This is a genomic window from Alloacidobacterium sp., assembly GCF_035631355.1.
In the GTDB taxonomy this organism is placed as follows: Bacteria; Acidobacteriota; Terriglobia; order Terriglobales; family Acidobacteriaceae; genus Alloacidobacterium.
Window position 1 is genome coordinate 14,581 of record NZ_DASQIX010000054.1, and the last position, 24,298, is coordinate 38,878.

The 24,298-nt window shown below is 56.5% G+C and carries 20 protein-coding genes and 1 pseudogene; 10 read left to right on the top strand and 11 right to left on the bottom strand.

What is annotated here, in order from left to right:
• Positions 1-139 precede the first annotated feature (139 nt).
• Positions 140-1,431, bottom strand: a pseudogene (locus VEV40_RS20705) (cation:proton antiporter).
• 201 nt (positions 1,432-1,632) lie between these two features.
• Between VEV40_RS20705 and ggt the strand changes: the two are divergent.
• Entirely contained in the window at positions 1,633-3,327 is a 1,695-nt protein-coding gene (gene ggt, locus VEV40_RS09525) for a gamma-glutamyltransferase (RefSeq protein WP_324831907.1), read from the top strand.
• 75 nt (positions 3,328-3,402) lie between these two features.
• Here ggt and VEV40_RS09530 read toward each other — a convergent pair whose 3' ends face one another.
• Positions 3,403-3,774 (bottom strand): hypothetical protein, encoded by a 372-nt coding sequence (locus tag VEV40_RS09530; RefSeq protein WP_324831910.1) that lies wholly within the window; start codon positions 3,772-3,774, stop codon positions 3,403-3,405.
• Positions 3,775-3,849: 75 nt separating this feature from the next.
• Here VEV40_RS09530 and VEV40_RS09535 point away from each other — a divergent pair, with 75 nt between their 5' ends.
• A complete protein-coding gene (locus tag VEV40_RS09535) occupies positions 3,850-5,343 on the top strand; it encodes a leucyl aminopeptidase (RefSeq protein ID WP_324831912.1) in 1,494 nt (497 codons plus the stop codon).
• Positions 5,344-5,412: 69 nt separating this feature from the next.
• Here the strand turns inward: VEV40_RS09535 and VEV40_RS09540 are convergent, their stop codons facing one another.
• Positions 5,413-5,976: a type 1 glutamine amidotransferase domain-containing protein gene (locus VEV40_RS09540; protein ID WP_324831913.1), complete on the bottom strand. Its 564-nt coding sequence runs from the start codon at positions 5,974-5,976 to the stop codon at positions 5,413-5,415.
• A gap of 228 nt (positions 5,977-6,204) precedes the next feature.
• On the opposite strand from VEV40_RS09540, the gene pstS reads away from it, so the two are divergent.
• Positions 6,205-7,245, top strand: coding sequence for a phosphate ABC transporter substrate-binding protein PstS (pstS, locus tag VEV40_RS09545; RefSeq protein WP_324831914.1), 1,041 nt, complete (start codon positions 6,205-6,207; stop codon positions 7,243-7,245).
• A 45-nt stretch (positions 7,246-7,290) separates the two neighbouring features.
• Here the strand turns inward: pstS and VEV40_RS09550 are convergent, their stop codons facing one another.
• Positions 7,291-9,354, bottom strand: a complete 2,064-nt coding sequence (locus VEV40_RS09550; RefSeq protein WP_324831916.1) for an arginine--tRNA ligase — start codon at positions 9,352-9,354, stop codon at positions 7,291-7,293.
• Positions 9,355-9,555: 201 nt separating this feature from the next.
• Here VEV40_RS09550 and metG point away from each other — a divergent pair, with 201 nt between their 5' ends.
• The 6 genes from metG to VEV40_RS09580 all read left to right on the top strand — a co-directional run bounded on the left by metG (position 9,556) and on the right by VEV40_RS09580 (position 16,312).
• On the top strand, positions 9,556-11,751 hold the full coding sequence (gene metG, locus VEV40_RS09555; protein ID WP_324831918.1) for a methionine--tRNA ligase: 2,196 nt from the start codon (positions 9,556-9,558) through the stop codon (positions 11,749-11,751).
• A 159-nt stretch (positions 11,752-11,910) separates the two neighbouring features.
• Positions 11,911-12,738, top strand: coding sequence for a TatD family hydrolase (locus tag VEV40_RS09560; RefSeq protein ID WP_324831920.1), 828 nt, complete (start codon positions 11,911-11,913; stop codon positions 12,736-12,738).
• Between the two features lie 38 nt (positions 12,739-12,776).
• Positions 12,777-13,277, top strand: coding sequence for a YajQ family cyclic di-GMP-binding protein (locus VEV40_RS09565; RefSeq protein ID WP_324831922.1), 501 nt, complete (start codon positions 12,777-12,779; stop codon positions 13,275-13,277).
• Positions 13,278-13,313: 36 nt separating this feature from the next.
• On the top strand, positions 13,314-14,303 hold the full coding sequence (locus VEV40_RS09570; protein WP_324831924.1) for a polyprenyl synthetase family protein: 990 nt from the start codon (positions 13,314-13,316) through the stop codon (positions 14,301-14,303).
• Positions 14,304-14,423: 120 nt separating this feature from the next.
• Positions 14,424-14,846 carry a cobalamin B12-binding domain-containing protein gene (locus VEV40_RS09575; RefSeq protein WP_324831926.1) on the top strand — a complete coding sequence of 141 codons (423 nt, stop codon included), beginning with the start codon at positions 14,424-14,426 and terminating at the stop codon, positions 14,844-14,846.
• 89 nt (positions 14,847-14,935) lie between these two features.
• Positions 14,936-16,312, top strand: coding sequence for an alkaline phosphatase family protein (locus VEV40_RS09580; protein ID WP_324831928.1), 1,377 nt, complete (start codon positions 14,936-14,938; stop codon positions 16,310-16,312).
• A gap of 22 nt (positions 16,313-16,334) precedes the next feature.
• Here VEV40_RS09580 and VEV40_RS09585 read toward each other — a convergent pair whose 3' ends face one another.
• The 5 genes from VEV40_RS09585 to VEV40_RS09605 form a co-directional block, all read right to left on the bottom strand.
• Positions 16,335-16,646: a hypothetical protein gene (locus VEV40_RS09585; protein ID WP_324831930.1), complete on the bottom strand. Its 312-nt coding sequence runs from the start codon at positions 16,644-16,646 to the stop codon at positions 16,335-16,337.
• Positions 16,647-16,718: 72 nt separating this feature from the next.
• Positions 16,719-17,147 (bottom strand): thioesterase family protein, encoded by a 429-nt coding sequence (locus tag VEV40_RS09590; RefSeq protein ID WP_324831931.1) that lies wholly within the window; start codon positions 17,145-17,147, stop codon positions 16,719-16,721.
• Positions 17,148-17,213: 66 nt separating this feature from the next.
• Entirely contained in the window at positions 17,214-18,587 is a 1,374-nt protein-coding gene (gene rseP / locus VEV40_RS09595) for an RIP metalloprotease RseP (protein WP_324831932.1), read from the bottom strand.
• Between the two features lie 30 nt (positions 18,588-18,617).
• Positions 18,618-19,805, bottom strand: a complete 1,188-nt coding sequence (locus VEV40_RS09600) for a 1-deoxy-D-xylulose-5-phosphate reductoisomerase (protein ID WP_324831934.1) — start codon at positions 19,803-19,805, stop codon at positions 18,618-18,620.
• Between the two features lie 161 nt (positions 19,806-19,966).
• Complete coding sequence (locus tag VEV40_RS09605; protein ID WP_324831935.1) at positions 19,967-20,791, bottom strand: phosphatidate cytidylyltransferase; 825 nt, start codon at positions 20,789-20,791, stop codon at positions 19,967-19,969.
• An 82-nt stretch (positions 20,792-20,873) separates the two neighbouring features.
• Between VEV40_RS09605 and VEV40_RS09610 the strand changes: the two genes are divergently transcribed.
• Positions 20,874-21,803, top strand: coding sequence for a hypothetical protein (locus tag VEV40_RS09610; protein ID WP_324831937.1), 930 nt, complete (start codon positions 20,874-20,876; stop codon positions 21,801-21,803).
• A gap of 98 nt (positions 21,804-21,901) precedes the next feature.
• Here VEV40_RS09610 and VEV40_RS09615 read toward each other — a convergent pair whose 3' ends face one another.
• A complete protein-coding gene (locus VEV40_RS09615; RefSeq protein WP_324831938.1) occupies positions 21,902-22,723 on the bottom strand; it encodes an isoprenyl transferase in 822 nt (273 codons plus the stop codon).
• Positions 22,724-22,826: 103 nt separating this feature from the next.
• Complete coding sequence (locus VEV40_RS09620; protein ID WP_324831939.1) at positions 22,827-24,278, bottom strand: DUF3300 domain-containing protein; 1,452 nt, start codon at positions 24,276-24,278, stop codon at positions 22,827-22,829.
• Positions 24,279-24,298: the final 20 nt, after the last annotated feature.

Consider the following 24,298-nt stretch of genomic DNA (forward strand, 5'->3'; position numbering starts at 1 on the left):
ACCTGCTTTTCTCTTCGCGGAGGCATGATCTCGGGGGGGCCATCTTAGCGCCCGTGTTTGGCGCTAAGGTGGGGAAACCACAAATCTCAACACATCGTCGCTGCGCATGTAACCAAAACGCGGGTTTCGGCGAAAAAATTCAAGCCACTGAGGGACGTTCTGGCGAAGTAACTGCGGATTCAACTGAGGCGATTGGCCTGAGAAGCGGCCACCCTTTGCGCAGAACATGATCCAGCCACGCTCCTGCCACCTGCGACGTGAGGACAGCCGCTACCACCAATGTGGTGTAGAACTTGGAACTGATGATTCCGGCGTCGAATGCCACGCTCGCCAACACTATGCCAGGGCCACCGCGAGCGTTTGTAGTAATAGCCAGATTGAAAAGATCAAGTCCCCGAAACCCCGCGAAACGGCCTGCGAGCGATACAGAAAGAACTTTGATAACGCAGCTTCCGCCAATAAAAGCAATCATCATCCACAACGAAACGCCACGGATGAGATCCAGTTTTAATCCGACAATCGCAAAATAAACCGGAATGAAGAATGCGAAAGACACCTTCCCAATGGCGTCGAGCGCTTCGGCAAACAATCTGCGTTTTTTGTGGACCACAGCAAACCCAGCGAGGAAAGCTGCAAATACCAGGCTGACGCCAAGAGCCCCTGCCACCACACAATAGGCGAGAAGAACAGCAATGGTATATGCGGAGGGGAATATCTGGCGAGGACATTGAAGCGCGCCTTGTTGAATTTCTTGATGGCGCGTGGAAGAAGGGTCATGCCAAGCATGAAGAAGCCGACTGTACTCAAAAGGTGATAAGACATTTGGCGGGGATGGAGGACCGCAGTACCAGCCGCGGCAGTTGCAATCGCCAGGGCAAACCACAGAGCGATGTCCTCTATCACAGCAACTCCAAGGACCAGTCGCGCAAAACGCGTATGAAGAATTTTTAGGTCAGCGAATATCTTTGAAACCACGGGCACTGAGGTGACGGCGACGCCGATGGCAAGAATGATGGTCAAAGAGAGCCGGTTTCCATTCGGCCCTTCCAATGATGGATGAATCAGCCAGGGAGCAAATAGCAGGCCGAGTACGAACGGCAGTCCTGTGCCAACGATGATCAGCCAGCCGACTTCGCGGCGCTCTTCACGCGTAAATAGCTGTTGTGTCTCAGCACCGGCAAGAAACATAAGTAGCAACAGGCCAAGCCAATATAGGAAGTCCAGAATGTTCCCCTGATGCGTCACATGGTCGACGAAGTGCGCGACAACGGGCATCCGGCCAAGCAGCGCATTCCCGAAAAGGACGCCAGCCAGAATTTCTCCTACCACCTTGGGCTGACGCATCTTGGTGAATAAATATCCAAGCAACTGTGCAAAGCCAACCAGCAGCAAAACCAGAAAGAGAACGGAAGTAAGTTGAGCGTCAGACATGAGAAGGCCTCAATTCGCTTTCCTTAGATGCGTATTTTCTACTTGGAATGTCTCCGACAACGCCGAACACGAAAATAGGCGTTCGGTTTAGAAGCCGTAATGAAAACCAAATCATATAGCTGGACAAATTCTTTGCGCGCTTCTCTAACTCAGGTCGCAAAGCTGCTCAATATGCAATGATGGTTCGCGGAAAGGATGGTCATGAAGCTTCTCGCTCTCGCATCTGCTTTCATTCTCTCGATTTGCACTACCGTCACAGCACAGGAATTCTCTTCCGTCCCCGGACAGGGCCGGTCCATGGTCGTCACGAACCTGGGAATCGTCGCCGCCCCGCAGTTTCTTGCAGCGCAGGCAGGCGCGCACATTCTTGAAGAAGGCGGCAACGCCATAGACGCAGCCATCGCGGCCAATGCCGTAATGGGCGTGGTTCAGCCCTATGTGAACGGCATGGGTGGCGACCTGTTCGCTATAGTCTATGAGGCGAAGACCGGCAAGCTTTATGGCCTGAACTCCAGCGGATGGACCCCTAAAGCGCTGACCATCGACTACCTGAAGGCGCACGGCGTTGACCATATCAATCCCATCGGCGTCGAGACGATCGATATCCCCGGCGCAGTAGCCGGGTGGGACGCATTGCGCAGCCGCTTCGGCACGCTGCCCTTCAGCCAGTTGCTGGCCCCGGCCATTTACTACGCGCAGAATGGCTTTCCGCTTGCCGAAAGAAATGCGCGTTACTGGGTGGCCAAAAGCCTGATGCAGCAGCCGGGATACAAGGAGACCTATCTACCCAATGGCATCGCTCCCAAGGTAGGCGACGAGTTCAGAAATCCAGCGCTGGCGAATTCCCTGCGACAGGTGGCCGAGCACGGACGAGATGCCTTCTACAACGGCCCGATGACCGAGACGATGGTGAAGTTCCTCGATGCGCAAGGCGGAACGCACACCGTCGAAGACTTCCGCGATTTTCAACCGGAGTGGGTTGAACCCATATCAACCACATATCGCGGATGGACGATATACGAGCTGCCCCCGAACGGTCAGGGCATAGCCGCGCTGGCCATGCTCAACATCATGGAGCACTTCCCGATGCAGCAGTATGGGCATAACTCCGCTGACGCGCTGCACGTCATGATCGAGGCCAAGAAGCTTGCCTATGCCGACATGTACAAATATGTCGGTGACCCGCGATTTACGCCCGTGCCCATCAAGCAGATGGTCTCAAAAGAACTGGCGGACAAGCGGGCCAAGCTGATCGACATGAATAAAGCCGCCTGCCAGGTCGTCCCTTCCGACATCGAGCAGCAGCTCGACGCGCACGGCAAAACAACCATATATCTTTCGACTATCGACAAGGACGGCAACATCGTTTCATTAATTCAGAGCAACTTTGCCGGATACGGCACAGGAATGGTCGCTCCGGGAACGGGCTTCTCCTTCCAGAACCGCGGCGCTGGGTTCCAACTTACGCCGGGACTTCCGAACTCGCTCGCCGGACACAAGCGACCGCTCCACACCATCATTCCCGCCTTCATGGAAAAGGGCGACATCCACATCGGCTTCGGGATCATGGGCGGCTGGAACCAGGCGCAGGCGCACGCACAGTTCGTTGCCAACGTCGTTGACTATGGGATGAACGTCCAGGCCGCTCTCGAACAGCCGCGCTTTACCAAGCCCACATTTCAAGGCTGCGACGTGGAAATCGAAAGCACAATCCCTGCCGACGTGAGAGCAGAGCTAACCAAACGTGGCCACGAGATTCATCTGCTGGAGCCATTTTCCTTTTCGGTAGGACAGGGTGAAGCCGTAGTAAGAGATACCAAGCGCAACGTAAACTTCGCCGGCGCTGATCCGCGCTCTGACGGCGAAGCGATACCGCAAGAGCCGACAACGAAGTAACGCCGAGGCATTGTCCGCAACTGCGGAAGTCATCTCAGCGCTCCCCTTTGTGCACTAAGAGTGAAACCACAACCCCTACCGGGAGATAAAGTTTGGGCCGGATTGCAAACCAAAGCCTTCGCCACAACCAGCGCTGTTCTCGATGAAATCTATAGCGGCGCAGGGATCAAACTGCCGGTATCGACTCTCGCCTCTGAAACCGCCCTTGGCGCCCTTGCTAACACTCTCGGCATTGACCTCTTGATCGGCAAGGCGATCAAAGAAGAAGAAGTCGAAGCCATTCTGGGCCTGTTTTTCGACGCTCTCATCGGTCATCGCAACAAGTGAATCGAAATTGGCCGTCTCTCTCATGAAGGGACTCCGCTTGAACTGGGACCTTCTCGTGAATGAATTGCTGTTCTCGTGAAAACTGGCTAATTCGGTCAGATTGGCAAAGTAGAGATCCACCTTTCCTCCAATTACTGAAATGCCAGTGCGAGCGAATAGGGCTCGTCGGCTTAACGCAATGGTTACACTGGAGACATGAAGATCACCCTCCAGACCGGCAATACTGCCGCCATTGAAACCGAACTTCTCGTCGCATTTACGACCGATACAGCCACCGGCAAGGACGCCAAGCCCGAAATCTCGCTCCTGACCGAAGACGAAGTCATCAGGAAAGCTGCTGCAAACGTATTGACAACAGGCGAATTCGCCAGCGGCAGCAACGAAACCATTCTGCTGCACACGCCTGCGGGCCTCAAAGCAACGCGCCTGCTCCTCATCGGACTCGGCAAGACGGCAAAAGCCACGCCCCACGATGTTCGCAAAGCCGCTGGAACTGCCGTTCGCTTCGCCAAACCGCGCAAGCTGCGCGAGTTGGCCATCCTGCTTCCAAACGGATTTGACGCAGCCGCAACCGCCCGCGCCATTGCCGAAGGGACGATCCTAGCCGACTTCGACCCTGACACATACCGCTCCGACCGCAAAGACCAGAGCATCGATTCGCTGACCGTCCTGGCTTCGGACCAGAAAGCTGCCGACGCTGGTTTCAATGAAGGCGTCATCATAGGTGAATCTCAGAACTTCACTCGCAGCCTGGTCAATGAGCCGGGAAACCGCATGACCCCGACGATTCTGGGTCAGAGAGCGGCGGAAATGGCACAGGCAGTCGGCCTGAAGTGCGAGGTCTTCGGGGCCGACAAGCTCCACGAACTCAAAATGGGGGCCTTCTGGAGCGTCACGCAAGGTTCTGACGAGCCGCCAGCACTCATTGTCATCGCCTATGAGCCAAAGACCGCGCCTGCCAACGGTCCCGTTCTCGGCCTCGTCGGCAAGGGCATCACCTTCGATACTGGGGGCATCTCCATCAAGCCCTCCGACAACATGGAGAAGATGAAGTACGACATGGCCGGAGGCGCCGCCATGATTGGCGCCATGCGAGCAATCGCCCAGATCAAGCCAGCCGTAAAGGTCATTGCCATTGTGTGCGCTGCCGAAAATATGCCCTCGGGCAAGGCCCAGAAGCCGGGCGACGTGCAGATTGCCATGTCGGGCAAGAGCATCGAAATCATCAACACGGACGCTGAGGGCCGCCTCGTGCTCGCTGACGGACTAGCCTATGCGAAACAACTCGGCGCAACACATCTGATCGACGCCGCCACGCTCACCGGGGCTGTCGCCGTGGCCCTCGGCCAGGTTAATGCCGGGGTTTTCGCGAATGACGAAGAAACCTACAAAATCTTCAGTGATGCCGTGGCAAAATCCGGCGAGCGCTTCTGGCGCCTGCCGCTCGACGACGATTACCGCGAGCAGATCCGCTCCGATATCGCCGACATCAAGAACAGTGGAGGCCGCTACGGGGGGGCCATCACCGCCGCAATGTTCCTCAAGGAGTTCGCAGAGGACACCCCTTGGATCCACCTCGACATCGCCAGCATGGCCTGGCAGGACGAAAACAAACCCTGGGCCGCCAAAGGCCCGACTGGGGTCGCAGTCCGCAGCATTGTGGAGTGGGTCCGCAGCTACGCAAAATAAAGGCAATTTAAAGCACAAAAAACGCGCCAAATTGGCGCGTTTTTTGCTCAAAATGGAGCTAAAAAGCTGCTAAGAAGCGGCCTTTAGATGCTTCCCATCGGCAATTTCCTCAATCACCTTTCTGCTGAATGCCGGAAGATCGTCCGGCTTCCTGCTGGTGATGAAATTGCCGTCCATCACGACTTCTTTGTCCACCCAGTTGGCCCCGGCATTCTTAAGGTCCGTTTTCAGCGACGGCCATGAAGTCATCGTATGCCCCTTCACCACGCCGGCTTCAATCAAAGTCCATGGACCGTGGCAAATGGCCGCAACCGGCTTGCCTGACTGGGCAAAGTCCTTTACAAAGCGCACGGCCTTTTCATTCATGCGCAGATGGTCAGGGTTGGCGACGCCGCCCGGCAGGAGCAGCAAATCATAATCTCCCGTCTTCGCGTTTTCGAGTGTTTTGTCTACCTTCACCGAATCGCCCCAGTCCTTGAACTTCCAGCCTCGGATCTCTCCGGACTTCGGCGCAATCACTTCCGTCGCTGCGCCGGCTTGTTCGAGCGCCTTCTTCGGTTCGGTAAGTTCAACCTGTTCAAAGCCATCCGTGGCCAGAATCGCGACTCTCTTACCTTTCAGGGTTTGCTGCATGCCGAATACCTCCACTTCTTTGGCATACCATTGGAAGTTACGTGCTCTATTCGGTAGGAAGACTTCGTTTGTGGAAGTGTTGCCAGCCGTCGCTGTGCAAAAATCAGAGAAGGAAATTTAAATTTCTGTGAAGAATTCCTGCCTCAAAGCATCCATCTACACTGGCGCAAACAACTGATATTCCTAGGAGGGATTCAAGTGCGGAGCTTTACCGTTGCAAGCAAATTGATGGCCACAGCCGTCGCTTCCACCCTGGTTATCCTTGCGGGTTGCAGATCGAACAGCGGCCCTGAAAGTGTCACGCTTTCCGGCGCAGGCAGCACCTTTGTCTATCCGGTAATGACGCGCTGGATTCAGGACTACTCCCGCGTCCATACCAATACACAAATCAACTACCAATCCATCGGCTCCGGCGGTGGCATCCAGCAGGTCAAGGCAGGCACCGTCGACTTCGGGGCCTCGGATGCTGCACTCACCGATCAGCAGCTTGGTGAGATGAAGCCGGTCATCCAGATCCCGGAATCGGCAGGCCCTGTCTGCATTACCTACAATTTGCCTGAACTCAAGCAGCCCCTCCAGTTATCGCCTGAGAGCCTGGCGGGCATCTTCCTGGGCACAATCAAAAACTGGCAGGACCCCGCGATAGCAAAAGATAATCCTGGCATGACTCTGCCAAAGGAGCCGGTAGTCGTCTCCCATCGCGCGGAAGGAAGCGGAACCACGAACATCTTCACCACATATCTTTCAGCTGTAAGTCCTGAGTGGCAATCGAAGGTGGGCAAAGGCAATTCCGTAAGCTGGCCCGTCGGTCTCGGAGGCAAAGGGAGTGAAGGCGTCACCGGCAATATTCGCCAGTCCCCCGGCGCCATTGGCTATGTCGAGCTGACCTATGCCCAGCAAAACCACTTGCCGGTGGCGAAGATCAAGAACCAGGCCAGCCAGTTCATCGCTCCCACAGCCCTGTCTACAACTGCCTCCGTTAATTCCTTCAGCAGTCAGTTGGCCCAGGATCCGCGCACTCCGATTGTGAACCCACCGGCTTCCGCCACTGACGCTTACCCCATATCCGGCCTTACTTTCCTCATCATTCCGAAAGACGGCCCGGACAAAGCCAAGCGGGCTGCGTTGAAAAGCTTCATCCAGTACATCATTAATGACGGACAACTCGCGGCGGGCATGTTGAACTATGCGCCTCTGCCCGATGGCGTAAAGCAGTACGACCAACAGCAAATACAGCTGCTTACTGCAGATGGTCAGCCATTACAGTAGTCATGAGTCAGGGCACAGGGTCTTTCTCAGACCTGTGCCCCTTTTTCACATCACTTCCGGAGCGTTGATCCCGAGCCAAGCCAGTGATCGAATTAACTCGCGCTGAGTGATTGCCGCTGTAGCCAGCAAGAATTTCTTCCGCTTGGGATCGGCCTCGGTCAATATGTGGTGCTTGCGATAGAAATTGCTGAACTCCTGGGCCAGTTGAAAGGCATGCTTTGCCAGATACGCTGGCTCGGCTGTAGCAATGCACTGGTCAAGCAGAAGGGTCGTCTTGGCCGCACGCAGCCACACCTGCCAGATGCCGTCTCCATCTTCGCCCGTAAGATAAGACGAAGCATCGACGTCAGAAAAATCCGCCAGCGCCTGCCCGGCAGTGACGCCGGCTTTGCGAAAAATGCTACGGGTACGCACAACGGCATACTGCATGTAAGGCCCGGTCTCGCCTTCAAAACTCAACGCTTCATTAAAATCGAAGGCGATGATCGTATTCCGCGTGTACTTCAGCATGAAATAGCGCAGCGCGCCTACCGCAATCTCCTTCGCAATCCGCCCGCGCTCGTCCGCGCTTAATTCCGGATGCCGGCTATCCACTTCCTTTTGCGTTGCTGCGACGAGCTTGTCGATCAGATCATCGGCCTTCACGCCGAAACCCTTGCGGCCTGAGACTTCGATATAAGGCCGCGCACGGTCTTCTTCTGCGACTTCGTAACCAAGCTCTTCTGCGCAGCGCGGCGTCAGCGCCACCATCTCATAGGAGAAGTGCGTATAGTGGTCGGCCTGTTCGGTATAGCCAAGTCCGCGCAGCGCCTCGATCACGTTCGCCTGCGGATCGGATTGCCGGGAATCGATTACGTTGTAAATCGCCTGCGCACCGCCAAAGTGAGGATGGTCCGGCTCACCTTGCTCGGCGGAAATCCAGCAGGTGTGATTTGGGTAATCGAAGAATTTGTTGTAGGCGAAATCGCGCCCGAGCAGACCAAACTTCCAGAGGTGATACGCAATGTCCTTGCCGACATACGTCACTGTTCCGTTTGAGCGCACGATGACCTTCGCATCTTCATCCGGGCCTTCGGCCTCCTCTGCCTGAGCAGTCCCTGCACGGCGCATCACCCAGCAGCCTTTGTTCTTGCCTTCCATCTCGAAATAGAGCACGCCCTTGGCTTTCAACTGCTCAAAGGCCAGGTTCCAGAAGTGCAGGTGAAGGATCTCGCTTTCGCGCGGCAGCAGGTCGTACTCAATCCCGAACCGAAGCATCGTCTCCAGATGCCGCCGCAGCACCGCAGTCGAAATCAATTCGCCTATTTGCGCCGTCTCGTTGCCACCGTGTTCGATAGCATGAAGCGTATCCAGCCTGATTTGCCTGCGCGTCTGCTTCTGCGATTCATCGGCCTCATACCACTGCGAAACCCGCGCATACAGGTCCCAGCAGTAATAATCGATGCGCCCATCATGTCGCTGCACATCGAGAAAGGTTAAAGGGTATTTTTCAACCAATGCATTTAAACTTGCAGGAAAAGGACTATTACTCCTGAACTGCTCAAATACATGTACTAAATCCTGAACATTTTTTAGATCCTTGCGTTCCAGATGCGTCAGCCCCACGACAACATCAGCCACCTGCACGCCGGTGTTGTCGATGTAGTTCTGCACATCGACTTTCTGTCCCGCCGCCCGCAGCAGACGCACAAACGTGTCCCCGAGAATCGCATTCCGCAGATGCCCCACATGCGCGGCCTTATTGGGATTGATGCTCGTGTGCTCCACCAGCGAGTGCACCGGCGATTCAAGCACAGACACATCGGAACCGGCAGCAACATCGTGCACAGCAGTTGCCCGATCTAGTCGAGCGTTGATATACCCCGCGCCCGCGACCTCGAACCCGGCAAAGCCCTCCAATGGCGCGATCCCGGCCACAATCTCTTCCGCGATCTTGCGCGGGGACTTCTTCAGCTTGCGCGCCAGCTCAAAGGCGACAGGCAGCGCATACTCGCCGAACCTGATCTCGGGCGGCTGCTCAATCGCAATCGTTTCGAGTTCGATTTGAAATTTCTCGCGCAGCACAATGCGCAGACGTTCAAGCAGCTTCTTCTGTTCTCTTAAATACACGTGGGTTCACCGGAAAATTGGGGACAAACTTTGACGAAATAGCTGATTGACTGCTTGATTCTAACAGGCAGAGTCTGTGGGTGCCCCACATCTCGAAGAGATGTGGGTTTGCAGGATCTCTACAGCTCTCCCATGTCTCTCCGAGACATGGGGCACCCGCTGTTTTAAGATAAAAAGAGCAGCTCCGAAAATTTTCTGCGCATGTCGAACCCCGAAAAGTTTTACCTGACCACGCCGATCTACTATGTCAACGCGCGCCCGCACATCGGCCATGCGTACACCACCATCGTGGCGGACGCCGTCGCGCGCCGCAAACGCGCCCTGGGCATCGACACCTGGTTCCTGACCGGGACCGACGAGCACGGCCAGAAGATCGAGCGCTCGGCGCAGAAAGCCAACTGCAGCCCGCAGGAATTTACTGACAAGGTCGCGTCCGAATTCAAGGGCCTGTGGGACCGCATGGGTCTCACTTATGACGACTTCATCCGCACCACCGAGCCGCGCCACAAACAGGCTGTGCAGAAGTTCTTCTCCCTACTCAAGGATCGCGGCTACATCTACAAAGGCTCGTACACCGGCCAGTACTGCGTCTTTGACGAGGCTTACGTCGATGTTCCGCCGGGAGCGCCATGCCCCGATTGCGGACGCACTACCGAAACCATCAGCGAAGAGAACTACTTCTTCAAGTTTTCAGCTTTCGAGCGTAAGCTTCTTGAGTTTTATGACGCCAACCCGGAATTCATTCGCCCGGAAACGCGCCGTAACGAAGTCATTTCCTTCGTGCGCAGCGGCCTCAAAGATCTCTCGGTGAGCCGCACCAGCATCAAGTGGGGCATCCCCGTTCCCGGCGACGAGAAGCATGTCATCTACGTCTGGTTCGACGCGCTTGCCAACTACATCACAGCGCTAGGCTACGGAAGCGATGACCCGGGCAAGTTCGAGAAATATTGGCCAGCCGACTTGCAAATCATCGGCAAAGAAATCAGCCGGTTCCACTGCGTTTACTGGCCGGCATTCCTGATGGCCGCGGGTCTGCCATTGCCGAAGAGCATCGTCGCGCACGGCTGGCTGCTCTTTGAAGAAAGCAAGATGTCAAAGTCGCGCGGAAATATCGTGCGCGCTGAGACGATTCTTGAAGGTTTCGGTGCACTCAAGCCCGAACTGCCAAATCGCGAACAAGACCTGTTTGGAGCCGATGTGTTGCGCTACTTCCTTCTGCGCGAAATTGTCTTCGGCCAGGATGGAAGCTTCTCGTTCGATGCACTGGTGCAGCGTTACAACAGTGATTTGGCGAATGGCTATGGGAACCTTGTAAGTCGGACGTTCGCGATGATTGCACGCTACTTTTCAGAAGATTACAGCTTCGGAATAATTCGAGGCAGTGTTCAGATTCCACCAACGGAACAAGAAGGAAGCGGAGTCAAGAACATCGCTGAAGAAACGATCCGTGAAGCGAGCATCTTGTTCGACAAGCTTGATTTCTCGAGAGCACTAGAGAAGGTGTGGGCTCTAATTGCTTTTACCGACGGCTATTTGACCTCGTCAGCACCGTGGAAGGTCGCCGCGTCAGCTCAAGCCGAAGGACGCGATATTCCCCTTGATGTTCGAAATATTCTCTACACAGCGGCCGAAGCCATCCGCATCATCACAGCCCTCGTCTACCCCGTCATGCCCGACGCAGCAGCAAAGGTTTGGGCACAACTTGGCCTCGGGGACATCAAGCAAGCCGATCTGAAAAATCTTCAATGGGGAGGACTGAAGCCCGGCACCAAACTCGGCGAACTCGGCCCCGTCTTTCCTCGTGCAGAAAAGGACGCAATCACCCGTATGCAGGACATCGAACAGCAGAACGCAAAAGCAACCGAAGCCGCTGAGCCTGTGGCTCCAGCGGCCCCAGAGCACCATGCCTCTAAGCTCGAATCCATTATCGACGGCCTGGCCGTCGCCATCTCCGAGTCCACCAGCGAAAGCAGCACCGTCGCGGCTTTCACCGAAGCGATCCGGAATGACATTACCGGTGGACCAAAGGAGCCTCATGCCACAGGGCATGCCACTTCAATAACTTCGGAAAAAATCACCATCGACGACTTCGCTAAAGTTGAACTCCGCGTCGCCCAGGTGAAAGTCGCCGAGCGCATCCCAAAGGCCGATAAGTTGCTGCGCCTCGAAGTCGATCTCGGCTATGAAACGCGCCAGATCCTGGCCGGAATCGCCGAAGCCTACGAGCCGGAATCGCTGATTGGCCGCAAAGTCGTCATCGTCGCCAACCTCGCGCCCCGTAAGCTGCGCGGACTCGAATCGAATGGCATGATCGTCGCCGCATCCATTGGCGAAAAGGGCAAGCCGGTGCTGGCTGGATTTTTAGAAGATGTCGAAATCGGCGCGCGGCTGAAGTAGCTGCGGCTTTGAAAGGGCGCGACTTTTGTCGTGCCGTAAGAACCAAAACTCACGCGGCTTCAGTCGCCGAGGGAACTTTCTCTCAGGGGCTAAAGCCCTTTCAAATTCAGGATCGTTCGGCACGGCTGAAGCCGTACACCTTCAAAACTGAGGCCACCATTGCTCATCGACTCCCACGCACATCTTGACAGCCCGCGTTATGACGAAGACCGCGATACCCTGCTCGCGCGAGCGTGGCAGGCGGGTGTGCGCACTGTGCTCTCCATCGGCATCGGCGAAGGCCCGGACACGATGCACCGCGCGCTTGAGCTAAGCCGCGAATATGCAGGCAAACCGGAAACACCGCGCATTTATGCCAGCGCCGGAGTCCATCCACACGAAGCGCAACTCTGCGACGCAGCAGCTCTGGCAAAACTCGACAGTCTGCTGCAAGAACGGGAAGTTATCGCCTGCGGTGAAATCGGCCTCGACTACTTCTATGACCACTCGCCGCGCGATGCGCAGAAGACTGTCTTCCGCCAACAAATGGAAATCGCCGCGACCTACAAAAAGCCCATCATCATTCACTGCCGCCCTTCGGACAACAGCACTAACGCGTGGGACGACACCCTGGAGCTGATCGAAACCGAATGGGCGGCGATAGGCCTTGGCGGCATCCTGCACTGCTTCACCGGTGAATGGAGCCATGCAAAGCGCGCGATGGACTGCGGCTTCCTCATCTCCTTTGCCGGAAACATCACTTTCCCCAAAGCGCAGCCTATTCGCGACGTGGCGGTCCGGGTCCCGCTCGACCGTATGCTGGTCGAAACCGATGCGCCATTTCTCGCTCCTGTACCCAATCGCGGGAAGCGCAATGAGCCTGCGTGGGTCGCCGGAGTCGCAGAAAAGCTGGCTGAAATCCGCAATCTACCTGTGAACGAAGTAGCTTCCCGCACCACGGAAAACTTCTACCGGTTTTTCAGTATTACGCCGGACATGGCACACTGAAGACAGCGGTTTGCGGGTACTATCCGAGGTAGAAAGCTATGGCAGCAGACAATTCCTTCGACATCGTAAGCAAAGTGGACACACAGGAAGTGCGGAACGCCATCGAGCAGGCCAGCAAGGAACTGCGCGCGCGCTTCGACCTGAAGGACTCGCACTCCGAAATCAAGCTTGAAGGCAATGACGCCATTCAGCTCGCCTCCGCCGATGAGTACAAGCTTGAAGCGGTAAAGGAAATCCTGGGCCATAAACTGGTCAAGCGCGGCATTTCGCTCAAGGCGCTCACCTATGGCAAAGTTGAGCCCGCAACCGGATCGAGCGTGCGCCAGAAAATCACTCTTCAGCAGGGCATACCGACGGAGAAAGCCAAAGAGATCGTCCGCATCCTAAAAGACTCAAAAAAGAAGGCGCAGGCGTCGATCCAGGGTGATACCGTTCGTGTCAGCAGCAAGGATCGCGATACTCTACAGGAAGTGATTGCGATGCTGAAGGCGAAAGACCTCGGCATTGACATGCAGTTTACGAACTACCGGTCGAACTAAAGACGAACCACAGTCTGAGCACGAAACAGAGGGCAAGTGAGTACAACGACCATAGCGACGGCAAAAGAGGTCTTCGACCTTCTCCACGACGACCTGCGCGCCATTGAGCGCGAGTTCGGCGACGATGCCGTCTCCTCGGTCAAGGCCATCACCGAAATCTCCGACTATCTGCGCGAAGGAGGCGGCAAGCGCATTCGCCCGTCGCTGCTGCTGCTCTCCGCTAAATCCCAGGGTTACTGCGGAAACGGCATGGTCCGCCTCGGCGCGGTCGTCGAAATGGTCCACACGGCCACGCTCGTCCACGACGACATCATTGACGCAGCCGACACGCGCCGCGGCCGCCCCTCGGCCAACACCACCTGGGGCAACGCGAAATGTGTCCTCGCCGGCGACTGGCTTTACATGCAGGCCTTTCGCGTCGCGCTCGAAGAACGCAATTTCCGCGTGCTGGACCTGCTCATCAGCCTCACGCAGCAGATGGTCGAAGGCGAGCTGCTCCAGATGGAGACGCTGGGTCGCGCCGTCACCGAACGCGAGTACAACGACCTCATCTACCGCAAGACCGCCTGCCTCTTTGAAGTGTCGATGCGCCTCGGCTCGGTGCTCGCCAAGGTGAACGGCAGCGCGGAAGCAGCTATGGGCGAATACGGCCATGCGCTCGGACTCGCCTTCCAGATCGTCGACGATGTGCTCGACCTCACCGCCAGCGAAGACGTGCTCGGCAAGCCCGTGGCCAGCGACCTGCGCGAAGGCAAGGCCACGCTTCCTGTCATTCACGCGCTTGAAAATGGCTCAACCACCGAACGCGACGCGATTCTCACGGTGCTCACCGACCAGAACTTCGATCGCGTGACCCACGACGAAATTCTCGGTGTCCTTTCCCGCAACCAGTCTGTCGATTACGCTATGAACATCGCCTTCCAACACGCCGAAAGAGCGCGGACTGCACTCGCTGATCTGCCGGACTCCGATTTCAAACGCGCCCTGCTCTGGGTGCCGGATTTTGTAGTGGCAAGGGACAAATAGGGCACAGGTCTCAGGACTCAAGATGAGTTCCACTACTCTTGAGCAATCCCGCAGGGCCTCATATTTGTTCAGGCATAAAACTGAGCCCTGTGCCCTGCTTGTGCTATCCTTTCGAGTTCCATGACCGACCAGCGCACAACTCCGATCCGCGTACTCGTCGCCAAGCCCGGCCTCGATGGCCATGATCGCGGCGCGAAAGTCATCGCTCGAGCATTACGCGACGCCGGGATGGAAGTCATCTACACCGGCCTGCGCCAGACGCCGGAGATGATTGTCAACGCCGCTATTCAGGAAGATGTGGACTGCGTCGGCCTGAGCATTCTCTCCGGCGCGCACAAGGCCATTGTGCCCCGAGTGACGGCGCTCCTTAAAGAGCGCGACGCGGAAGACATTCTGGTCGTTCTTGGTGGAACTATCCCCGAACAGGATGCCGAGTTTCTCAAGTCTCAGGGCGTCGCGGCCATATTCGGCCCGGGAACGCCGCTGGAATCCACCGTCACTTTCATTCGGCAAAATGTCCGATCACGCCATTTAATGGCCTGACCCGACGTTCCACCATTTTCATCCCGTCAATCGAGCAGCACTCGCCAGCATTCGCACAGAGCTAAACTGTCGGCGGAGAGGCAATCTCCATGGGCATCAATCGCAGAGACTTCATTCGCAGCGTGGCTGGCGTATCCGGCGCGGCGCTTGCCGGCGCCGCTACTTCTTGCGGGACGCAGATAGACACAGTCAACCCAATGCTGCCGAGCCCAGATGTCTCCGGGATTGAGCACATCGTTGTCGTCATGATGGAAAACCGCAGTTTTGACCATCTTCTTGGCTGGATGCCCAATGCAAATGGTAGCCAGGCTGGCCTGCAATATACCGACAAAAGCGGGATAACGCACGCAACTTATCGTCTAACCACCTTTGCTGGCTGCTCATACGCCGACCCGGATCATTCTTATAGCGGAGGCCGGTCCGAATATAACGCCGGAAAGATGGACGCCTGGCTGCGCACCGGTACAAATGACACATTCTCAATTGGATATTACGAGGAAGCCGATTTACCCCTTTTCAGTACACTGGCCCGCAACTACACCACTCTCTGCAACTATTTTCCGTCCATTATGTCTTCCACCTTTCCAAACCGGTTCTTCCAACACTCCGCGCAAACAGACCGGCTGGATAATTCGCTCTTCCTTTCTACCTTGCCCACAATCTGGGACCGGCTGCAGAGCGCCGGCATTAGTTGCAAGTACTATTTCTCAAATGTTCCGTTTCTGGCGCTGTGGGGGCTGAAATACGTTGGTATTTCAGCTTCACACTCCGAATTCCTGACGCATGCGGCCAATGGCACGTTGCCTGCAGTCTCCTTCGTGGACCCATGGTTCACAACTTTCGATGAGGGCAATGACGACCATCCTTTTGCAGATCTGCGTAACGGTGAGATCTTCCTTCGCCAGGTGGTCGAGGCACTAGCCAACGGTCCGGATTGGTCGAAAACCGTGCTCATCATCAACCGCGATGAATGGGGCGGGTTTTTCGATCACGTCGTCCCTCCACGCGCCACCGCGGCAAATGCTGTGGATACCGATATCGTAGATGGCAAGACTCTGCTCGGATGCCGCGTGCCGGTGCTGGTTATTTCGCCTTTCAGCAAGGGCAATCCGGGCAATCCACGCATCAATTCATTAACATACGATCATACGTCCGTCCTGAAGCTCATCGAATGGCGCTGGCAGTTACAGCCTTTGACGCCTCGCGACTCTTCAAACGACATTGCAAATCTCGCGCTGGCTCTTGATTTCAGCAACCCAGACACGTCGTTACCCGCATTGCCGGTCATCACTCCGCCAGCAAAACTTTGTTCAGATGACGAAGCGGTCCCGACCATCGGCGATCAGGCCATGTCTCTAACGCGCGGGGAGCCTGCAAAGCGTGTCGATAACGAGAGCCTGGCGTTCTACCTGTTATTGAAATCCGAGCTGATGAATGGTTGGCTCATTCCTGCTGGTATTCGATAAAGCAAAGCAGTTCTGTAAGAGCTTATTGCCGCTCGAAAGGATCCTTCTTCTGTGTCCGCGGAGGAGTGGCACGGCCTTCTTCGGTTCCAACACTTTGCCGTGCTTCATTGTCATTCAGCGGCTGCAAACCATCAGGCCCGGCTGCTGTCGGGGAGCCTGGAACCGGCACTTGTCCTGTAGCCGACGCCACCTTGGACAGATCCGGTTTGCCGGTCGTGCTCTCTTCTGAAACATGCTGCCACGCCGCATGGGCCTTGTTAGTACGCCCGGTTTCACAGCCGCTCACCAGCAGCAGGGCTGCGCCGGTGAGAAGAAACGTGCGAGCAAACGTCATGCAAATCCTCCGCCGACGATTCTAACCCACAGATGGAACGCCATGCAGCAACATCAACCAACGGCGTTGAAATTATTTGCCGGAAGTTACTTTTAACCGCGAGCGAATCGCCGTCGCATATTTTTCCGGCAGCACCCGCTTCCGCATCTGGCCATCCACAACCACATGCGTCGTCTGCGCTTCAGCCAGAACCTGAGACCCTTCATTGCGCAATAGTCGATAGGCAAATCGGACAATTCCCGACCGCATAGCCACAATGCGGGTCTCGATAGTCAGCAATTCGTCATAGCGGGCCGGGGCCTTGTACCGGCAGCTCGCCTCGACAACTGGAAGATGACAGTCGTCGGCAATTTCCATCTGCTTGTAGTCAAAGCCAAGCTGGCGCAGGCACTCCACACGCCCCATTTCAAACCATACAAAGTAATTGGCGTGATAGACGACGCCCATTTGGTCGGTTTCCGCATAGCGCACGCGCACAGTGATGGTCGAGGGTTCTGTCATGCAGATTCGAGTTTAACCAAGAAAAAAGCCTGCGCGGAGCAGGCTTTAATTCACATTGCATTCGGGTTACGGCTTCAATTTTGAAAAAATGCTGAACTTCGATACGTCGTTGAACATTACGAAGACGGCAAACAGCACCAACACCACAAACGCAACCTGGTAAATGCGTTCCTTGAACTGCTGGTTCAGATCGCGGCGAATCGTTCCTTCGATCAGCAGCAGCAGAATCATCCCGCCATCAAGAATCGGAACCGGAAGCAGATTGAAGATACCCAGGTTCAAACTGATCAGCGCCATCAGCGTGATGATCGGCTGCCAGCCGGGCATGGTGATGGCTTCGCCAGTGTCGCGGGCAATACCGATGGGGCCGCTCAACTGCTGCACATTCGAACGCCGCGTGAGCAGACGGTGCAGCACGTCGAGGATATAGCCCGAGTTGTGCAGATTAAAGCTAACCGAGCGGCTCACTGCCGCGGGAAAAGGCAGTTGTTCAACGCGGAAAGGCGGCAGATAAGCCGTGAAGCCGAGGCGATAACCCATGTGTCCGACCCCGTCGTCGGCCCAAATCGGCTTAATCTGTAATGTAACCTGCTGACCACCGCGCAAAACATTTACCGTGACCAGCTGACCGCTATCCTGCTGTAGGACCGCCATTACGGCAGGAACAGAATGAACTGCCTGCCCGTTGATGGTCTGCAGTAAATCCCCCGATTTGAGACCTGCCTTCTCAGCAGGAAAACCAGGCTGAATGTCATGCACCTTCAGAGGGTCGTTCTGGTAACGCGGAATCAGGCCAAGCGATTCAATTTCAAAATCCTGACCCTTGCTCGGGTCAAGCAAATAGAGATCGCTGGAAAATTGCTGTGCCTGGCCGTTGACGTTCCGCTCCACCGTAAACGGCACTGTGGAATTGGCGTCGAGCGCGGACCGGATACGAACTTTCTCCCATGTCGGATTCACGTCTTTGTCGAACCTGACGATGCGGTCGCCCGGCTGAATCCCCGCATGGGCTGCAGCGGAGTTCTGGGGAACGAAATCCACGATGGCCGGACCATACAGGTATTGCTCTACCTCGTTATGCATCATGTAGTAGCCGGTCATGAGCACAAAGGCGAGCAGGAAATTGGCTACCGGGCCGGCCAGTCCAATCAGAATACGCTGCCAACGCGGATGCGATGCGAATTCTCCCGGGTCTCCGGTCCGCTCTTCTCCGGGATTTTCCCCGGCCATCTTGACATAGCCGCCCAAAGGCAAAAGGCTCAACCGATAGTCTGTATCGCCGCGGCGGAAGCCGAGAAGACGCGTACCAAAGCCGATGGAAAAAACCTCCACGCGAACGCGGAAGAACTTGGCGACGGCAAAGTGGCCGAACTCGTGCACGAGCACCATAATGCCGAGCACAACGAGCATGGAGAAAATCGCGGTTAAAGCAAAAGGCATGTCTGTATAAAGAAAACCTGTCAGCGGGCGTCAAAACCGGTGAGCAGCAACTTCATGTCCGGCTTTGACCAAGACCTCCCGGGCCGTCTCACGCGCCTGCCTGTCGCAGACAAGCACTTCCTGGATCGTCCCTGGATGGCCCTCGGGGGTGGCCTGCAATACTGCTTCTATTGTACGCGCTATGCCCGTAAAAGGGATGCGTCTTTCGAGAAAGGCTTCCACCGCGATTTCATCTGCGGAATTAAGGGCAATGCAATGAGCGCCGCCCTTTTCTGCCGCCTCGTACGCCAGGCGAAGACAAGGGAAACGGGCAAAGTCCGGCGGCTCGAAATTCAACTGGCCCAAGGCAGCCATGTCAAAGGTCAGGTCAGACTCGACACGCTCGGGATAGCTCATGGCATACAGAATCGGCAGCCGCATGTCCGTTACTGAAATCTGTGCCAGAATGCTGCCGTCGATGTATTCAACCAGCGAATGAACTGTGGATTGCGGATGCACTGAGACCTTGATCGTAGACGGGGACAGATCGAAAAGACGGCAGGCTTCAATGATTTCCAACCCCTTGTTGAGCATCGTGGCTGAATCAATCGTGATGCGCCGCCCCATCACCCATGTGGGGTGCTTCAGCGCCTGCTCCACCGTGATGGACTCAAACGCGCTCAGCGGCAAAGTACGAAACGGGCCGCCGGATGCCGTCAACCAGATACGCCGTACTTCATCCTTCCTCCCCGCCCTCATGCACTGGTGTACGGCATTGTGCTCGGAATCAATGGGCAGAAGGGGAACCTTCTTCGCCCGTGCTGCTGCAGTCAGAATCTCCCCGGCAGCAACCATGGCTTCTTTGTTGGCCAGGCCGATGGCCTTTCCTGCCTCGACCGCCGCATAAGTGGCCTCAAGTCCGGCAACGCCCACGATGGCGGAAACAACAAATTCCACTTCCGGCAGCGTGGCAACGCGCACCGTGCCTTCCGTGCCATGAACAATCTCAATCCCGCTCACCTCCGCCGCCTTCAACTTCACCGAAAGCGTTGAGGCCAACTCCTCGGTAGCTACCGAAACCACACGCGGACGCCAGCGCACACACTGCTCGAACGCGGCATCCACATTCCGCCCGGCAGCCAGCGAGACCGCGGCAAAACGTTCAGGAAAACTCTCGATGATGCTCAAAGTGCTCTGCCCAATCGAGCCGGTCGAGCCGAGAATGGCAATGTGCTTCAAGCTATCTGCATCCTTAATGATTTTAAAGCTAATGTGTCATTTAATCTCAGAACCCAGCACAATGAACGAAGTGCAGTCATACTATCTGCCGGAAGCAACCTAAAAGTCGATGTTGCCAAATGTATAGATGGCTCCGTTGGCGCGTCCGCTGCATGCAATGCCTAAAACCATTGCTGCGCCAGCTGCGCCCACCACAACACGGGAGCAGCCAACAGCAATGCGTCAATGCGGTCGAGAATGCCCCCATGTCCAGGCAAAAGCGACCCGGAATCTTTGACACCCGCGCCGCGCTTGACTGCCGATTCAATTAGATCTCCCACCTGCGCCGCGATATTCAGCAGCACAGCCAAAACCAGCCAGCGCCAGACCGGCCCTGGATACGAAATCAAGTCAAAGTTGTTTCGCGTGAGCACTCCGCCGAGAAAAATGAGCAAAAGAGTAACCAGCAAACTGCCCGCGACAGAACCGATACTGCCCTCCCATGTTTTGTTCGGGCTGATGGAAGGCGCGAGCTTCCTGCGGCCAAAAGCGCGCCCCACATACAGCGCGACAATATCGCCAACCCACACGACAAAAAACAGAAATACCAGGAGTGAGTCACCGTTTTCCTGCGCGCTGAGCAACGGAATCGTCGTCAGCGACAGGCCGATATACAGCAAGCCGAAAACCGAATAGGCCGTGTCCGGCAGCACGCGCGGCAGAGGCGAGCGAAAGGCGCAGATGATAAACACTGCAAAGTTCAGGCAGCCGAGCAGCGGAGTCGCGTATTCAGGGCGAAAAAAAATACACACGAAAAGAAGTACGATTCCGCACAACACCGCGATGCGCGGAGTTTTTGCGCCGGAAGCGTCGGCGAGCGCCAGAAACTCCCATGCAGCCAGCACCGCAACTGCTGCTGCCGCCAGCGTAATCAGCCAGAAGGGGCCCTTAAAAACCAGCAACAAGACCATGGGAATCAAAATGACTGCGGTAAGAACACGTTTCATCGTTCGTAAGAATACATGGTCATTGCCCATGCGGGCGTCGAATAAGAGTCGCGGAGCGTCTAAATAACAGGGAGAAAGAAAAATGGCGAAGCTGAAGGTTCTTGCCGCGGGCCTTATTCTCTGCTCGCTGGCATGCGCGTTTCCCTCCTTGGGGCAGAGCGACACGGCCACTGCGCAAACGGTTGTGACTGTGGTTCCCAAAAGCGGCGAAGTACCGGATCTGCAGCAGCAGAACCTGAAAGTCTGGGCCGATGGAAAAGAAAGCTCAGTGACTCAGTGGCAGTCCCTACACGGCGACCGCGCCGGGCTTGAATTCGTCGTGTTGATCGACGATTCCGCACGCTCCAGTTTCGGCTTGCAGATGAATGATCTGGCGAAATTCATTCAGTCGCTGCCGCCTACAGCGCTGGTTGGCGTGGCCTACATGCAGAACGGACGCGCCGTCTTTGCCCAGAACCTTACCCCCGACCACGCACTCGCCGCGAAAGCTCTTCGTCTCGCAAGCGGACCTCCAGGAAGCAGCGCCAGCCCGTACTTCTGCCTCTCCGACCTGGCAAAGCGTTGGCCTTCACAAGACCCAAAGAACCGCCGCGAGGTGCTGATGATTACCGACGGCGTTGACCGCTACAGCCCACGTTACGATCCCCAGGATCCATACATGCAGGCTTCCATCAGTGACTCGCAGAAGGCCGGACTGATCGTCTACTCGATTTTCTTCCGCGATACCGGGCACTTCGACAACAGCTACTACGAGACCAATGCCGGACAGAACCTGCTCTCCCAGGTTGCGCAGGCGACAGGCGGCAAGCTCTATTGGCAAGGATTGAGCAATCCTGTGAGTTTTCAGCCGTTCCTCTCAGATTTGAGCAAACGTCTCGATAACCAGTACGAACTCGGCTTCACTACGCGAACAAAGCCAAATCAGCAATTGGTCGATTTGAAAGTGAAAACCGACGTGGCGCGCGTCAGCCTCGATGCGCCCCAGAGAGTGCCGGTCGGAGCGGCACAGTGAGGAGTTACGGTGCTGTCATTCTGAATGAAGTGAAGAACCTGCTTCCCTGAATAAAGGCGCGAAAACTTAGGAGCTATGTTGCCCTCGACGATGACGAATCAGCGCCCCACCAACTGGTTCGCCGGCAGTGAAGCCACGTCATCCGACTCGCTGCCGTCTGAAAGTCCGCCATAGCGCCGTTCGCGGCGTTGAAAGTCCTCAATCGCTTCCAACATGTGCAGGCCGCGGAAATCGGGCCACAGCCTGCTGGTGACAAAAATCTCCGTGTAGGCAATCTGCCAGAGCAGGTAATTCGAGATCCGCATCTCTCCCGACGTGCGTATCAAGAGATCAGGATCGGGCATATGCGCGGTATACAAATGCCGCTGGATGTCCTGCTCCGTCAGATCGTCAATGTGGATGTGCTTCTGCCGAATCTCCGCATGCAGTCGCTTGAAGGCGTCCACCAGCTCAGACCGCGCTCCATAGTTGAGCGCCAGGGTCAGCGTGGTTCCCGTATTCTGCTGCGTCGCCTCGGCCGCCCACTGCATCCGCTCCTGCACTTCGTGCGGAAGCTCATGCGTCCTTCCGATGTACTGGATGCGGACGTTGTTGTCATTCATCCGCTTCACATTGTTCGTGAGGTAAGTGCTCAACAGGCGCATCAGGAAATTGACTTCCGCTTTGGGCCGACGAAGATTGTTTTCGAGCGAAAAAGCATAGAGTGTGAGCCACGGCAGATCGATGCGCGATGCCGTTTCCACGACAAAATGCACCGCTTCAGCGCCCTGCTGGTGTCCAAGAAACCGCTTCAGGCTGCGTTTCCCCGCCCAGCGCCCGTTGCCGTCCATAATGATGGCGACGTGCTTCGGCAGGCGCTCCGGATCGAGACGGCGGTAGATCGCCAGCTCTTCCGGCGGTAGCTCATGAATACGGTTCAAATCAGTCCTCTTGTCCGACCGTAGCACAGGGGAGTGACCATCGCAATCAACCAATGGTCACTCCCGATTGTAGTGCGCCTGTGTGAAGACAGCCTGAAGCTACTCAGTGGTGGTGACTGCCCCCGCCGCCTCCACCACCTCCATGCGGAGCCGAATAGTGGGGAGCGGACTCAGTATGCGGAGCCGAATAGTGAGGCGCTGACTCCATCCGTGGCGCAGGCCGGCTGTAGTTCTCAGGCGGCCGGTATGCAGGCGCGCTGTAGCTCGGTCGGCTGTAATTCTGCGGAGCCGAGGGCCGGTATGGCGGCGCATTGTAGGTGGGCCGGTTGTAAGTCGGAGCCGGAGTATAGCCCGGCCGCTGTCCGAAACCAGACGACACCGGAGCAGGCCGGTTGCCATTCATATACCCATTCGCCGGAGCAGGACGGTTATATCCCGGCTGCACATGGTTATAGGTGGGCTGCCAGGCAGGGCGGTTGTTCAAACTGGCCGGGGCCGGACGGTTATTGAAGTTTCCCGGCCGATTGACATATCCATTCGGCGCGGGCCGCGCACCCGTAGCCACGTTCCTCGCATAACCCGAATACCCCGGGTGATTCGTGAACGATCCGCTCTGTCCCGCTAGCTGCACAGGAGGCCCGCCAGGACGGTTGTATCCGCGGTTAATGACCGTAGTACTACGCGTGATGTAAGTAGTCCGGTTATAGACGACCGTGCGGTTGTACCAGCCGCAGCCCCAGCTGTGCCATCCCCAGCCCCACGGTGCCCATGGCCTGATCGGGATACCCCAGCCAAAGCCGATGCGGAAGCCCCATCCAATACCGAAAAAGACGCCCGGCGGCGGCGGATAATAGTAGCCCGGAAACGCCACAACCGGTGGTCCATACATCACCCACGGGTTATACACCGGCACATACACCACTTCCGGATTGGCCGGCTGAATCTCCACCTCGCCGTTATCGTCGCTTACCGTCTGCTGCGGCGTCGATTGCAGACTGCCCGACTGCTGCGCGCGCTGACGCATCTGCTGTACGGCGTCCATCACGTCTTGAGGCTGGTTGTAATACGCGTTGCCAAGGTCGGTCGTCCACTGCATATTGCGGTCCATCTGCGACAATACCGACGGAAACGCCGTCAGCGCCTTCACGCTTGGATCCCACTGCTGCGCATTCGCACCCGCGGCAATCTGGTCGGCTGGAGCATTGCCCTGCGATTGCAGCCATTGCTCTGCTTCCACTATCTGTGTTGGATAAGTCGATGCCGCCAGCACCTGTGCCACTAGCGCGTCAGGATAAAGCGCGATAGGAGCCACCAATTGGTCCAGTTGTTCGGCACTGAGCGGTTGCCCCTGCGGTGCAGGCGCCTGTCCTTGCTGTGGCGGATATTCTTCTTGCTGCTGTTGTTGCGGTGCTGCGCCGTTGTCTTCCGGTACGGGCGCGCCATACTGCGGCAACTGCTGGTTGTTCTGCTGTGTCTGTTGTGAAGAGTCAGGGGGAGGCGGGGGAACATCCTGCGCCAGCAGATCTCCGCTGCCAGCGAACACCAGGACCGTCACAAAGCACGCTGCCAAAAATA

Excerpts from the sequence above, each read along its gene's own strand:
- ggt (WP_324831907.1), top strand. The coding sequence starts at position 1,633 with ATGAAGCTTCTCGCTCTCGCATCTGCTTTCATTCTCTCGATTTGCACT.
- VEV40_RS09535 (WP_324831912.1), top strand. The coding sequence starts at position 3,850 with ATGAAGATCACCCTCCAGACCGGCAATACTGCCGCCATTGAAACCGAA.
- VEV40_RS09540 (WP_324831913.1), bottom strand. The coding sequence starts at position 5,976 with ATGCAGCAAACCCTGAAAGGTAAGAGAGTCGCGATTCTGGCCACGGAT.
- pstS (WP_324831914.1), top strand. The coding sequence starts at position 6,205 with ATGGCCACAGCCGTCGCTTCCACCCTGGTTATCCTTGCGGGTTGCAGA.
- metG (WP_324831918.1), top strand. The coding sequence starts at position 9,556 with ATGTCGAACCCCGAAAAGTTTTACCTGACCACGCCGATCTACTATGTC.
- VEV40_RS09565 (WP_324831922.1), top strand. The coding sequence starts at position 12,777 with ATGGCAGCAGACAATTCCTTCGACATCGTAAGCAAAGTGGACACACAG.
- VEV40_RS09575 (WP_324831926.1), top strand. The coding sequence starts at position 14,424 with ATGACCGACCAGCGCACAACTCCGATCCGCGTACTCGTCGCCAAGCCC.
- VEV40_RS09580 (WP_324831928.1), top strand. The coding sequence starts at position 14,936 with ATGGGCATCAATCGCAGAGACTTCATTCGCAGCGTGGCTGGCGTATCC.
- VEV40_RS09585 (WP_324831930.1), bottom strand. The coding sequence starts at position 16,646 with ATGACGTTTGCTCGCACGTTTCTTCTCACCGGCGCAGCCCTGCTGCTG.
- VEV40_RS09590 (WP_324831931.1), bottom strand. The coding sequence starts at position 17,147 with ATGACAGAACCCTCGACCATCACTGTGCGCGTGCGCTATGCGGAAACC.
- rseP (WP_324831932.1), bottom strand. The coding sequence starts at position 18,587 with ATGCCTTTTGCTTTAACCGCGATTTTCTCCATGCTCGTTGTGCTCGGC.
- VEV40_RS09605 (WP_324831935.1), bottom strand. The coding sequence starts at position 20,791 with ATGAAACGTGTTCTTACCGCAGTCATTTTGATTCCCATGGTCTTGTTG.
- VEV40_RS09610 (WP_324831937.1), top strand. The coding sequence starts at position 20,874 with ATGGCGAAGCTGAAGGTTCTTGCCGCGGGCCTTATTCTCTGCTCGCTG.